At 74.8% G+C, this 12497-nt stretch carries 12 protein-coding genes; 5 read left to right on the top strand and 7 right to left on the bottom strand.

Translation table 11 applies throughout. From position 1 onward, the window contains the following. The first annotated feature begins 12 nt into the window (after positions 1-12). Together ACZ34W_RS12810 and ACZ34W_RS12805 are read left to right on the top strand one after the other, a co-directional pair. Entirely contained in the window at positions 13-357 is a 345-nt protein-coding gene (locus tag ACZ34W_RS12810) for a rodlet layer protein (protein WP_329488298.1), read from the top strand. A gap of 221 nt (positions 358-578) precedes the next feature. Beyond that, positions 579-836, top strand: coding sequence for a hypothetical protein (locus tag ACZ34W_RS12805; protein ID WP_329488300.1), 258 nt, complete (start codon positions 579-581; stop codon positions 834-836). 68 nt (positions 837-904) lie between these two features. Here ACZ34W_RS12805 and hemB read toward each other — a convergent pair whose 3' ends face one another. The 7 genes from hemB to ACZ34W_RS12770 form a co-directional block, all read right to left on the bottom strand. After that, complete coding sequence (gene hemB / locus ACZ34W_RS12800; protein WP_329488301.1) at positions 905-1885, bottom strand: porphobilinogen synthase; 981 nt, start codon at positions 1883-1885, stop codon at positions 905-907. 79 nt (positions 1886-1964) lie between these two features. Beyond that, positions 1965-3632 carry a bifunctional uroporphyrinogen-III C-methyltransferase/uroporphyrinogen-III synthase gene (locus ACZ34W_RS12795; protein ID WP_329488302.1) on the bottom strand — a complete coding sequence of 556 codons (1668 nt, stop codon included), beginning with the start codon at positions 3630-3632 and terminating at the stop codon, positions 1965-1967. Next, on the bottom strand, positions 3629-4642 hold the full coding sequence (hemC, locus tag ACZ34W_RS12790; RefSeq protein ID WP_329488303.1) for a hydroxymethylbilane synthase: 1014 nt from the start codon (positions 4640-4642) through the stop codon (positions 3629-3631). The genes ACZ34W_RS12795 and hemC overlap by 4 nt, the downstream gene beginning before the upstream one ends. A 41-nt stretch (positions 4643-4683) precedes the next feature. After that, positions 4684-6018, bottom strand: coding sequence for a glutamyl-tRNA reductase (locus ACZ34W_RS12785; protein ID WP_352286190.1), 1335 nt, complete (start codon positions 6016-6018; stop codon positions 4684-4686). 100 nt (positions 6019-6118) lie between these two features. Further along, a complete protein-coding gene (locus tag ACZ34W_RS12780) occupies positions 6119-7018 on the bottom strand; it encodes a redox-sensing transcriptional repressor Rex (RefSeq protein ID WP_465603600.1) in 900 nt (299 codons plus the stop codon). Between the two features lie 101 nt (positions 7019-7119). Then, positions 7120-7833, bottom strand: coding sequence for a 3'-5' exonuclease (locus tag ACZ34W_RS12775; RefSeq protein WP_465603598.1), 714 nt, complete (start codon positions 7831-7833; stop codon positions 7120-7122). Positions 7834-8014: 181 nt separating this feature from the next. Beyond that, entirely contained in the window at positions 8015-8299 is a 285-nt protein-coding gene (locus ACZ34W_RS12770; protein WP_329488307.1) for a glutaredoxin family protein, read from the bottom strand. A gap of 152 nt (positions 8300-8451) precedes the next feature. On the opposite strand from ACZ34W_RS12770, the gene ACZ34W_RS12765 reads away from it, so the two are divergent. From ACZ34W_RS12765 to ACZ34W_RS12755, 3 genes are all read left to right on the top strand, one after another. Then, the gene (locus tag ACZ34W_RS12765; protein ID WP_465603595.1) at positions 8452-9468 is read left to right on the top strand and encodes an HAD family hydrolase; all 1017 of its coding nucleotides are present in this window, start codon (positions 8452-8454) and stop codon (positions 9466-9468) included. 504 nt (positions 9469-9972) lie between these two features. Continuing rightward, complete coding sequence (locus tag ACZ34W_RS12760) at positions 9973-10857, top strand: ECF subfamily RNA polymerase sigma factor, BldN family (protein ID WP_359805131.1); 885 nt, start codon at positions 9973-9975, stop codon at positions 10855-10857. A 280-nt stretch (positions 10858-11137) separates the two neighbouring features. Next, on the top strand, positions 11138-12436 hold the full coding sequence (locus ACZ34W_RS12755) for a DUF5667 domain-containing protein (RefSeq protein ID WP_465603593.1): 1299 nt from the start codon (positions 11138-11140) through the stop codon (positions 12434-12436). The last annotated feature ends 61 nt before the right edge of the window (positions 12437-12497 follow it).

Raw genomic sequence — 12497 nt, 5'->3', positions numbered from 1 at the left:
AGGAAACCCGAAATGATCAAGAAGACCCTCGCCGCCGCCGGCCTGGCCGCCGCCGCCATCGCGATGTCCGCCGGTTCGGCCTCCGCCATCGCCGACTCGGACGGCTCGGCCGTCTCCGCCCAGGGCAACGGCGGCACCAACCAGACCGGCACCCACGGCAACAGCTCGCCGAACTTCCACACCCTGGACAACGCGAACATCTGCCTGCCGGAGGTCCACAACATCGCGGTCGCCGTCATCGGCGTCGCGGTTCCGGTCGAGGTCCCGGTCCTGAACAGCACCCCGAAGCAGATCTGCAACGTCGGCCAGAACACCCAGTCCTCGGGCGACGCGGGCGTCTCGCACCTGATCGGCTGATTGCCGCCACAGGACAGCGACGGAGGGCCCGGGGACGTGTCCCCGGGCCCTCCGGGCTTCGGTGGATCGACTGTCCGGTCGGCCCGTACCCACGGGCGCGGGCCGTCCGGGTGACAGGCCGTCGGGGCGGCGCGTGGAGCGCCGCGGCCGACGGCAGCGTGTGTTCACGTGTCAGTGGCAGGGCGCTCCGACCGAGCGCTCCGGAAGAGAGGGCAGATCCAATGAAGAACAAGCTGGGCAAGGCCGCGCTGACCGCCTTCGGCGCGCTGGCGCTCGCGGGTGTCGCCACCCCGGCGTTCGCGCACGTCGGCCTGGCCGGTGGCGGCGAGTTCGTCGCCTCCGCGCACCCGGTGTTCGCCGCCGGTGAGTGGTACGGCCTCGCCCACACCTCGCACATCCACACCGGCGCGCATGCGTTCGGCGCCGCCACCTCCACCGACGCGCTCGGTGGCCTGGAGGGCTTCGCCCACGTCGGCTGACGCCCGGGTGGCACGACGGAGGCCGGACCCCGCCCGGGGTCCGGCCTCCGTCGTGCTCACGGCTCCGACTACTTGATCATCGCGGCGGTTTCGAGCGCCCAGTAGGTGAGGATCTGCTCGGCCCCGGCCCGGCGGATCGAGGTCAGCGTCTCCAGGATCATCCGCTCCCGGTCGATCCAGCCGTTGGCCGCGGCGGCCTCGACCATCGCGTACTCGCCGGAGACCTGGTAGGCGACGACCGGCACCGGCGAGGCGTCGGCCACCTGGCGCAGGATGTCCAGGTAGGCCATCGCGGGCTTGACCATCACCAGGTCGGCGCCCTCGGCGACGTCCAGCTCCAGCTCGCGCAGCGACTCCCGGGCGTTCGCCGGGTCCTGCTGGTAGCTCTTGCGGTCACCCTTCAGCGAGGAGCCGACCGCCTCGCGGAACGGGCCGTAGAACGCCGAGGCGTACTTGGCGGTGTAGGCGAGGATGCCGGTGTCCTGGTGCCCGGCCTCGTCCAGGGCCTTGCGGATCACCCCGATCTGGCCGTCCATCATCCCGGACGGGCCGACCAGGTGGACGCCCGCGTCCGCCTGCACGCGGGCCATCTCGGCGTAGCGCTCCAGGGTCGCGTCGTTGTCCACGCTGCCGTCGGCGGCCAGCACGCCGCAGTGGCCGTGGTCGGTGTACTCGTCCAGGCAGAGGTCGGACATGACCACCAGGGAGTCGCCGACCTCGGCGACCACGTCCCGGATCGCCTGCTGCAGGATGCCGTCCGGGTTGGTGCCCTCGCTGCCGACCGCGTCCTGCACCGCGGGCACGCCGAACAGCATGAGGCCGCCCAGGCCCGCCTCGGCCGCCTCGACCGCGGCCTTGCGCAGCGTGTCGCGGGTGTGCTGGACCACGCCGGGCATCGACGACACCGGGACCGGCTCGCGCACGCCCTCGCGGACGAACAGCGGCAGGATCAGCTCCGCCGGGTGCAGCCGGGTCTCGGCGACCAGCCGGCGCATCGCCGGGGTCGAGCGCAGCCGGCGCGGGCGAACGTACGGGAACTCAGCGGACACGGCTTCTCTCTCCGAACGGTTGGGCGGCGCCGGGGGCGACGGTCGGCCGCCCCCGGCCCCGGTTGGTGGGGCGCCGGCCTCAGCGCGCCTTGCGGCGCGAACCGGGACGGCGCTCGCTGGGCCGGTAGACCGGCTCGCCCGCCGCGGTCGCGGTGTCGCGACGCCTGGCCCCGAAGTCTGCCAGGGCCTGGGCCAGCGCGGCCGCCGACGGCGCCGGGGCCATCACGTCGACCCGCAGGCCGTGCTCCTCCGCGGTCTTGGCGGTGGCCGGGCCGATGCAGGCGATGACCGTGACGTTGTGCGGCTTGCCGGCGATGCCGACCAGGTTCCGCACGGTCGAGGACGAGGTGAACAGCACCGCGTCGAAGCCGCCGCCCTTGATCGCCTCGCGGGTCTCGGCCGGCGGCGGCGAGGCGCGCACCGTCCGGTAGGCCGTCACGTCGTCGACCTCCCAGCCCAGCTCGACCAGGCCGGCGACCAGGGTCTCGGTCGCGATGTCGGCGCGCGGCAGCAGTACCCGGTCGATCGGGTCGAACACCGGGTCGTACGGCGGCCAGTCCTCCAGCAGCCCGGCGGCGGACTGCTCGCCGGACGGCACGAGGTCCGGCTTCACGCCGAAGTCCACCAGGGCCTGCGCGGTGGTCTCGCCGACCGCCGCCACCTTGATCCCGGCGAACGCCCGGGCGTCCAGGCCGTACTCCTCGAACTTCTCGCGGACGGCACGCACCGCGTTCACCGAGGTGAAGGCGATCCACTCGTAGCGGCCGGTGACCAGGCCCTTGATCGCCCGCTCCATCTGCTGCGGGGTGCGCGGCGGCTCGACCGCGATGGTCGGCACCTCCTGCGGCACCGCGCCGTACGAGCGCAGCTGCTCGGAGAGGCCGGTGGCCTGCTCCTTGGTGCGCGGCACCAGGACGTTCCAGCCGAACAGCGGCTTGGTCTCGAACCAGGAGTGCGAGGCGCGGTGCGCGACCTGCTCGCCCACCACGGCTATCACCGAGGTCGCCGGGTCCACCGGGGCGGAGACCGGCGAGGGCAGCACCCGGGCCACCTTGAGGTCCGCCGCGATGGTGGCCAGGGTGGCGGTGAAGGTGCGCTGACGGGTGGTGGTGCCGGAGAGCGTCGCGCTGAGCGCCGACTCCGGCTTGCGGCCGTTGGAGACCAGCGCGTTGGCGGTGGCCGGCAGCTGGCCCAGGGTGGTGCGCACCACCAGGGTCGTCTCCGGCGCGCCCAGGTCCACCGGGCTGCCGGCGAGCAGCGCGGCGCCGTCCACGAAGCGGACGTCGGTACCGCCCACACCGCGCAGCGGGACACCCGCGTAGGCCGGCACGCCGACCGACTGGGCGACGCCCGGGATCACCTCGAAGTGGATGCCGTGGCCCGCGCAGCCGAGCATCTCCTCGGCGGCGCAGCCGTCCAGGCCGGGGTCGCCGTCGACGGTGCGCACGACGTGCTTGCCCGAGCGGACCGCCTCGGCGACCAGCTCGGCCAGGTCGAACTCCGGGCCCTCGGCGCCGGGGGTGTGCACCTGCACACCGGCCGGACAGTGGCTGCGCACGGCGGCGGCGGTGAGCGGGTCGGCGACCAGGACGTCGGCCGAGGACAGCACCTCGACCGCGCGCAGGGTCAGCAGGCCCGGGTCCCCGGGGCCCGCGCCCAGGAAGGTGCACCGGCCCGCGGCGGGCGTCCCGCCCGGGAAGGGGCTGTCGGCCGGGAACGGCGTCTCGGTGGCGGCGGTGGGGCTCATCGGGCTCGCTCCCCCATCAGGGCGGCCGCGCCCGCGTCGAGCAGCCGGGCGGCCAGCGCGCGGCCGAGGGCCGCCGCCTGCCGCTCGGCGGTCTCGTCGAGGACGATCGGACCGTTGGCGGACATCTTCAGCAGGGTGGCGCCGTCGACGGTGCCGACCACGCCCTCCAGCCGCAGTTCGTACTCGTGGCCCCAGGTGGCCAGCGCGGCGACCGGTGCGGAGCAGCCGGCCTCCAGGGTGGCCAGCAGGGCGCGCTCGGCGGCGACCGCGGCCCGGGTGGGGGCGTGGTCGAGGGCCGACAGCGCGGCGGCCAGCTCACCGTCGGCGCGGGCGCACTCGATGGCGAGCGCGCCCTGGCCGGGTGCCGGGAGCATCAGCTCCGGGTCGAGGTGCTCGGTGACCTCGGCGGCGCGGCCGAGCCGGTTCAGGCCGGCGGTGGCCAGTACCACCGCGTCCAGCTCGCCGGAGGCCACGAAGCCGATCCGGGTGTCCACGTTGCCGCGGATCGCCACCGTCTCGATCTGGGCGCCCCGGCCGCGGGCCCAGGCGTTGAGCTGGGCCATCCGGCGCGGGGAGCCGGTGCCTATCCGGGCGGTGCGCCCGGCGCCGGCCAGCTTCTCCACCAGCTCGTCCAGGGCCAGGCCCTCGCGCGCCACCAGGGCGTCGCGAGCGTCCTCGCGCGCGGGGACGGCGGCCAGCGCCAGCCCCTCGGGCTCGGCGGTGGGCAGGTCCTTCAGCGAGTGCACGGCGAAGTCGATCCGGCCCTCCAGCAGCGCGTCCCGCAGGGCGGAGACGAAGACGCCGGTGCCGCCGATCTGCGCCAGCGCCTCCTTGGAGGTGTCGCCGTAGGTGGTGATCTCCACCAGCTCGACGGGGCGCCCGGTGACCCTGGTCACCTCGCGGGCGACCATGCCCGACTGGGCCATGGCGAGCGCGCTGCGCCGGGTGCCGAGCCGCAGCGCTGCTGCGGTGGCGGCCGGGGCCTGGTCGGTGAGCGGTTGACCATTCATGAGGTGATCGTCCCGGTGGTACTCGTGGGATGGCTGACGGTTCATCTGGCGCCCCCGCCCGAAGGCTGGGTGCCGATCGGGGTGCCCGAGACCGCGTGCACGGCCGCCGGGTCGAGGTCGAACAGCTCGCGCAGCGCGTCCGCGTAGGACGCGCCGCCCGGCTCGGCGGCGAGCTGCTTCACCCGCACGGTGGGGGCGTGCAGCAGCTTGTCGACGACACGGCGGACGGTCTGGGTGATCTCGGCGCGGGACCGCTCGTCCAGGGCGGGCAGCCGCGAGTCGAGACGGCCCAGCTCGGCGGCGACCACGTCGGAGGCCATCGCCCGCAGCGCCACCACGGTCGGGGCGATCCGGGCGGCCCGCTGGGCGGCGCCGAAGGCGGCGACCTCGTCGGCGACGATGCCGGAGACGGCGTCGACGTCGCCCGCGCCGGGGGTGGCGGCGTGGGCCTGCGAGAGGCTCTCCAGGTCGACCAGGAGCGCGCCGGGCAGCTCGTGCACGGCGTGGTCGACGTCCCGCGGCATGGCGAGGTCGAGCAGGGCGAGCGGGGTCCCGCCGGCGCGTGCGGCGACCGCCGCGGCGACGTCCTCGGCCCCGATCACCACGCCGGCCGCGCCGGTGCAGGAGATCACCAGGTCGACGTCGGCCAGCGCCTCGGGCACCTTGGCCAGCTCGACCGTCCGCGCCACGTCGGCGCCGAGGATCTCGACCAGGCGCTCGGCGCGCTCGGGGGTCCGGTTGGCGACCAGCAGATCGGTGACGCCGGCGCGGACCAGCGTGGCGGCGGCCAGCGAGCTCATCGAGCCCGCCCCGACCACCAGGGCGCGCTTGCCCGCGATCTCGCCCGCGCCGGCCGCGACCTGCTCCAGGCCGAAGGTGACCAGCGACTGGCCGGCCTTGTCGATGCCGGTCTCGCTGTGCGCCCGCTTGCCGACCCGCAGGGCCTGCTGGAACAGCTCGTTCAGGCCGCGCCCGGCGGTGTGCTGCTCCTGGGCCTTGGCCAGCGCGTCGCGCAGCTGGCCGAGGATCTGCCCCTCGCCGACCACCATCGAGTCCAGGCCGCAGGCCACCGAGAAGAGGTGGTGGACGGCGCGGTCCTCGTAGTGGACGTAGAGGTGGGAGGTCAGCTCCTCCAGGTCCACTCCGCTGTGGTGGGCCAGCAGCAGCGAGAGCTCGGCGACGCCGGCGTGGAACTTGTCCACGTCCGCGTACAGCTCGATCCGGTTGCAGGTGTTCAGCAGCGCCGCCTCGGCGACGGTCGCGGTGGCCGCCGCGTCGTGCAGCAGCCGGGTCGGGACGTCACCGGTCAGGGCGGCGCGCTCCAGCACGCCGACCGGGGCGGTGCGGTGGCTCAAACCTACGACGAGGAGGCTCATGCCCGCCCCCCGGTGCCACGGATCCCGCACCGCACGCGCCCGGCCCGCTGCGACCGGCGACCGCTCCGCACCACGCGCACCTTCCCGATGGTTCGCTCGCTCACGCCGGCATCACCGCGGAGAGCTCGCCCTCGCCGCCGGCCTTGCCGGGCTTGGCCTTCGCCGGCGCCTCGTCGTCCTTGGCCGGCTCGGCGGCCGGACGGGCCTTGCCGGAGCCGGCCGCGGCGCGGCGCAGCTTGGCCGCGGCCGCGCGGACCGGGCCGGGGGCGCGGTCCAGCACCGACTCGGTGCGGTCCGGCTCCTCGCCCGCCTTGCGCTGCTCGTGGAAGGCCAGGATCTGCAGCTCGATGGAGAGGTCCACCTTGCGCACGTCCACGCCGTCCGGAACGGTGAGCACCGTCGGGGCGAAGTTCAGGATGCTGGTGACACCGGCCTCGACCAGGCGGTCGCAGACCTGCTGGGCGGCACCGGGCGGGGTGGTGATGACACCGATCGAGACGTGCTGGTTATCCACGATGGACTCCAGTTCGTCCATGTGGCGCACCGGCAGCCCGGCGGCGCTGCTGCCGACCACGGCCGGGTCGGCGTCCAGCAGGGCCGCCACCCGGAACCCGCGGGACGCGAAGCCGCCGTAGTTGGCGAGCGCGTGGCCGAGGTTCCCGATGCCGACGATGACGACGGGCCAGTCCTGGGTCAGGCCCAGCTCGCGGGAGATCTGGTAGACGAGGTACTCGACGTCGTAGCCGACGCCGCGGGTCCCGTACGAGCCCAGGTAGGAGAAGTCCTTGCGCAGCTTCGCGGAGTTCACGCCGGCGGCGGCCGCCAGCTCCTCCGAGGAGACGGTCGGCACGGAACGCTCGGAGAGCGCGGTGAGTGCCCGCAGGTAGAGGGGAAGGCGGGCGACGGTCGCCTCCGGGATGCCCCGGGCACGCGAGGGTCGGCGCGCGGCGCCCTGGTCGGGCGTCTGCGAACTGCTCTGTGGTGATCGGCCGATTGCCACGGTGCTCCTGTGGGTGAAGCTGGGCTTTGGCAGCCAGGCTATGCGTTTGTGAACGTGTGCACAAAGATGGTGTCCGATTTGTCCCCGCACAGTGATGCGCATCACGCCGACGAGTCCATAGCACCGGTCCCCGTCGGCACCGCCGCCGGGGGCCGCGCACCGGGCGGCCGGGGGCCGTACGGCGGCTCCCGGCGGAGCTGCGGGACGACCGCCCCGGCGGCGCCCGAGCGGGCCCGGCCCAGCCTCGGCCACGGCACCCGGGCCGCCTCGCGCAGGGGCGCCGCCCAGTCGTCGGGCGGGCAGGAGGGCGCGTCCAGGCAGTGCCGGAGCAGCCCGGCGGTGGCCCGGGCGTCGCCCAGCGCGGTGTGCGCGGGGAACCGGCCCAGCCCGGCCGCCTCCGTGCAGGCCGCCAGGCCGAAGCCGCCCGCCTCCGACAGGTGGGCGCGGGCCAGCCGCATCGTGCAGAGCAGCGGGACGGGCGGCAGGGCCACCCCGATCCGGGCGAACTCGCGATCGAGGAAGGCGTGGTCGCAGGTCACGTGGTGGCCGACCAGCACCCGGCCGGCCAGCAGCTCCAGCAGCCGCGGCGCGACCTCGCGGAACCGGGGGGCGCCCTCCACGTCGGCCTGGGCTATCCGGTGCACATGGGTGGGGCCGACCGGACCGGCCGGATCCAGCAGGGTGCAGAACTCGCCCTCGGGGCGGAGCCGCTCGTCCAGCAGGACGACGGCGACCTCGACCACCCGGTGCCGCCACGGGCTGCGGCCGGTCGTCTCCACGTCCACCACCGCGAAGCCCCCGCCGGCTGCGGGCACGGGCGCCCCTGGGGTCGGACCGGGAAGCATGGCGGCACTCCTCGCGTGCTCAGCCCCCCATGGGCGCGGACGAGTTCGATCGTAAGCCGACGAACATCGCCGTTCCCAGGCCCGGTACGGGATTCTTCACAACGATTCGGCGAACCGCCCCCGCCGGTCGGCGGGGGGCGGTTCGCCGCCGTCAGGCGCCGAGCGCGGCGCGCAGGCGGCGCTCGTCGACCCGCCAGAAGTCGTGCTGACGCCCGTCGATCAGGGTGACCGGGATCTGCTCCCAGTACGCGCGGTACAGCTCCTCGTCCTGGGTGATGTCCTTCTCCTCGAAGGTCGCGCCCAGCTCGCCGGTCACCCGCACGATCACCTCCCGGGCGTCGTCGCAGAGGTGGCAGCCCGGCTTGCCGACCAGGGTCACGGTGCGGTCGGCCGGCTCGGGGCTCTGGTTCTTGTCACGTCGCAGCAGTGGGCTCACCCCGCCATTGTGCGCCCGCCTCACACCGGCCCCGACGCCCGGCCGGCCCGGGCACCGCCCGCCCGGGACCCGGCGCCGGACCGGTCGCTGTTCACCCGGTGGGCACGTCGCCGTCACGGCTCCTCCCGGCCCGGCTCGATATGCTCGACGGCATGGCCGTGCTCCGAAGGCTCACCCCGTCAAGGCGTTCCACCACCGAGCGGAACGCCCTGGCCGGCGAGGCCGCCGCCGAGGCCGCGGAGGCCGCCCTGCGGGCCGCCACGGACGCCCCGCACGACCCGGACGCCCCCGCCACGCCGACCGCCGCGCACGCGGCGACCGCCCCGGACGGCTCCGACGAGCGGCCCGCGAAGGCCCCCAAGGCACCCGCCGGCAACCACACCCCCGAGCGGGACGACCCGCGCGCCGCCGCCTTCTTCGACTGCGACAACACCATCCTGCGCGGCGCCGCGATCTTCTACCTCGGCGTCGGCCTCTACCGCCGCGGCTTCCTCACCCGCCGCGACATCGCCCGGTTCGCCTGGCAGCAGGCCTGGTTCCGGCTGCACGGCACCGAGGACCCGGACCACATGGCCGACGCCCAGCACACCGCGCTCGGCCTCGTCGCCGGCAAGCGCACCGCCGAACTCGAGGCCATCTGCGAGGAGGTCTTCGAGGAGGTCATCGCCGAGAAGATCTGGCCCGGCACCCGGGCCCTGGTCCAGATGCACCTGGACGCCGGCCAGCGGGTCTGGCTGGTCACCGCCGCACCGCTGGAGGTGGCCCGGGTGATCGCCCGCCGGCTGGGCATGACCGGCGCGCTCGGCACCGTCGCCGAGGCCCGGGGCGGCCTGTACACCGGCCGGCTGGTCGGCGACCTGCTTCACGGGCCCGCCAAGGCGGCCGCCGTCGGCGCGCTGGCCCGGCGCGAGCGGCTCGACCTGGAGCGCTGCGCCGCGTACAGCGACTCGGCCAACGACATCCCGATGCTCTCGCTGGTCGGCCACCCGTACGTGGTGAACCCGGACGGCGCGCTGCGCCGCCACGCCCGGGCCCAGGGCTGGCGGGTGCGGGACTTCCGGACCGGGCGCAAGGCGGCCCGGGTCGGGCTCCCGGCCGCCGCCGCGCTCGGGGTGGCCGCCGGGGCGACGGCCGCCGGCATCGCCCTGCAGCGCCGCCACCGCGCCTGAGCCGCGGACCGGACCGGGGTGGGGGCCACGCCCGGCGGCCACCGCCGAACCACCCCCCTGCCAGGGTGACCGGCCGTCAATCCGTACACCGAACATGGCCCCCGTACGGGCTAACTCCCCTCCGCCGGCCGGGAGCCCGAAGAGCCTGAACGAAGCTGTCACTGGGTGACCGGTTCTGATCGTTCGTCAGACGGGGAAAGTCGGGGGTTACCAAGGCCAACCAAGGGGAAACCGGCCGTCCGACCGCCTAATTGGTCACCCGGTGCACATGTTCGATCACGTTGAGCCGGATGAACGATGACACGTTCGGTCAGTGTCAGCCGAATATGCACGCCATGTGGATCCCAAACGACCACTTCGACCACACGGTGTAGCTGTCATTGCACAAAGCGTTATTCTCTCCTGGATGCACGTCACCCACGCGCCCCGCTCGAACGGGCGGCGCGGGCGTGCTCTCCGCGCAGGCGGAGGTGATCCGTCCACAGTTCTGCCTCTGGGAGTCCCGTGTACCCACCCGTCCGGAACGACGCGCCTGCACCCTCCCGCCCGTCGCCCGCCACCCTGCGCTCCCGCACCAGCCTGCGCGGCCGCCCGGCCTCGGCCCGGCAGATCTCCACCGGCCTGGAACTGTTGCGCACCCTGCTCCGCAGCCAGCTCGCCACCTCACCCCAACTGGTGCCCGCCGGAGTCCCGTTCGGCCAGCAGCCGCAGCCGGCCGGTCTCGCCCTGCGCACCACGGCCGCCGGCTCCACCGGAACCGGCTCGCGCGGACGGACCGGAGCCACCGGCAGCAGCGGCCGCAGCCGGGCACGGACGGCCCCGGCCCCCGGCTACGAGACCGAGCACAACCCGATCATGGAGCTGGTCGAGCGGGCCCAGGCCGGCGAGAGCGACGCCTTCGGCAGCCTCTACGACCACTACGCGGACACCGTCTACCGCTACATCTACTACCGGGTCGGGAGCCGGGCCACCGCCGAGGACCTCACCAGCGAGACCTTCCTCCGCGCCCTGCGCCGGATCGGCACCTTCACCTGGCAGGGCCGCGACTTCGGCGCCTGGCTGGTGACCATCGCCCGCAACCTGGTGGCCGACCACTTCAAGTCCAGCCGGTTCCGGCTGGAGGTCACCACCGGGGAGATGCTCGACTCCAACGAGTGCGAACGCAGCCCGGAGGACTCGGTGCTGGAGTCGCTCTCCAACGCGGCGCTGCTGGACGCCGTGCGGCGGCTCAACCCGCAGCAGCAGGAGTGCGTCACGCTCCGCTTCCTGCAGGGGCTCTCGGTGGCCGAGACGGCCCGGATCATGGGCAAGAACGAGGGCGCCATCAAGACGCTCCAGTACCGCGCGGTACGGACGCTGGCCCGGCTGCTGCCGCCCGACGCGCGGTGAGCGGCGCGAAGACCGGGGGCGGTGCCGCGGACGGCACCGGCGAGATATCCGGCGGGCCGTCACCGACGGCGGCGGTCCGACACGTCCGGGTGAACGGTCGATCCGATGATCAGCCGTGCGTAACCGACCGCCCGCACCGCTCGTTGGCCAGCGTGCAAGCCTCCACCAGGCGTACGGTCAAGTCGAATTGCGACCTCTCACCCGATGGAGTGGCTTTGGCCCGCCGAGGCAACCGTCCGGCAGGCCGGGGTGTCGACAACGACGAAGGGAGGTGTGGCCCGTGACGGCAAACGTGCTGGAGCACCGGCGGGCGAAGGCCTTCGCCGAGGCGCTGGAGGCCCACCAGGCAGAGGAATGCGGCGCCGCCGGTTCCGCGGCGGCCAACGCCGCTTCCACCGGCGCCGGTTCGGCCGCGATGGCGGAGCTGGTCGGCATGGTCGGCGCACTCGGCGCGCTGCCCGGACCGGCACTGGACCAGGAGGTCCGAACGGTCCAACGCGCTCAGCTGATGGCCGCGTTCGAGCAGGTCTTCGCCGGTGGGCCGGGTGCCGCGGTGCCCCGCCAGCGCGGCCACCGGGCGGTCCGGACCGCCCCGCGCGGCCGCTGGAGCCGCCGGTTCGCGATCGGCGGCCTGGTCGCCGGGCTCGCCGTCGGCAGCCTCGCCGGCGCGGCCGCCGCGAGCGCCAACGCCCTCCCCGGGGACACGCTGTACGGCATGAAGCGCGGTCTGGAAGGGCTCCGGCTCGACCTCGCGGACACCGACAGCGAGCGCGGCGAGCTGCTGCTGGACAACGCGGCCACCCGGCTCGGCGAGGCGAAGAGCCTGGTCGGCCGGACGGACCCGGGCGGCTCGCTCAGCCCGGGCACCGTCGACCAGGTCCGCAGGGCGCTCGACGACATGCACGCCGACGCCCTCAAGGGCCGCGACCTGCTGCGCTCGGTCTACCGCAGCAACGGCTCGCTGGACCCGATGCGGGCCCTGGCCGGTTTCGCCCAGGACGAGGACGGCCACTGGACGGAGCTGCAGAGCAAGCTGCCCGTCCAGCTGACCTCGCAGGCCCACCTGGTGGACCAGCTGTTCGACGACATAAGCGAGGACGTCGCGCCCCTGCGACTGGCCCAGCCCCCCGCCAAGAGCGGTGGACCGGCCGGCAGCGGGGCGGGCGGCGGCGCGGGCCATCCGGCCGACGGCGGCTCGCAGGGCGACGCCCCGGCCGTCGGCGGCAACGCCGCACCGGGCGCCGGGACGGCCCAGGGCGGCGCGGGCAGCGCGAACGGTGGCAAGCCCGGCAGCACCGAGCGGGCACCGTCCGCCGGGGCGAGCACGCCCGGTGGCGGCGCCGGTGCGCCCAGCAGCGCACCGAGCAACGCGGCGGGCGCGGTCGGCGGGCTGGTCGACAACCTCACCAGCGGGCTGACCGGTCAGAAGCCCTCGCCGAGCGCGGACCCGGCACCGGACCAGGCGGCCCCGCAGCCGTCCGGCTCGCCCAGTGCCGCGCCCGGCACGGCACCGCAGGGTGTCGACGTGCCGCCGCTGATCCCCGGGCTGCTGCCCGGTCTGCGGATCCTCGGCGGCTGAACGGGCTGCATCGGCTGGATCGGCTCGGCCGGCCGAGCCGATCCGGCCGAACTGCCGGACG

Source organism: Kitasatospora sp. NPDC022856 (assembly GCF_055561235.1).
Note: the sequence above shows the minus strand (reverse complement) of the source record. Positions and strands in the feature narration are given on the sequence as shown.

Coding starts and splice junctions, on each gene's coding strand:
- ACZ34W_RS12810 (WP_329488298.1), top strand. CDS start 13: ATGATCAAGAAGACCCTCGCCGCCGCCGGCCTGGCCGCCGCCGCCATC.
- ACZ34W_RS12805 (WP_329488300.1), top strand. CDS start 579: ATGAAGAACAAGCTGGGCAAGGCCGCGCTGACCGCCTTCGGCGCGCTG.
- ACZ34W_RS12795 (WP_329488302.1), bottom strand. CDS start 3,632: ATGAGCCCCACCGCCGCCACCGAGACGCCGTTCCCGGCCGACAGCCCC.
- hemC (WP_329488303.1), bottom strand. CDS start 4,642: ATGAATGGTCAACCGCTCACCGACCAGGCCCCGGCCGCCACCGCAGCA.
- ACZ34W_RS12785 (WP_352286190.1), bottom strand. CDS start 6,018: ATGAGCCTCCTCGTCGTAGGTTTGAGCCACCGCACCGCCCCGGTCGGC.
- ACZ34W_RS12765 (WP_465603595.1), top strand. CDS start 8,452: ATGGCCGTGCTCCGAAGGCTCACCCCGTCAAGGCGTTCCACCACCGAG.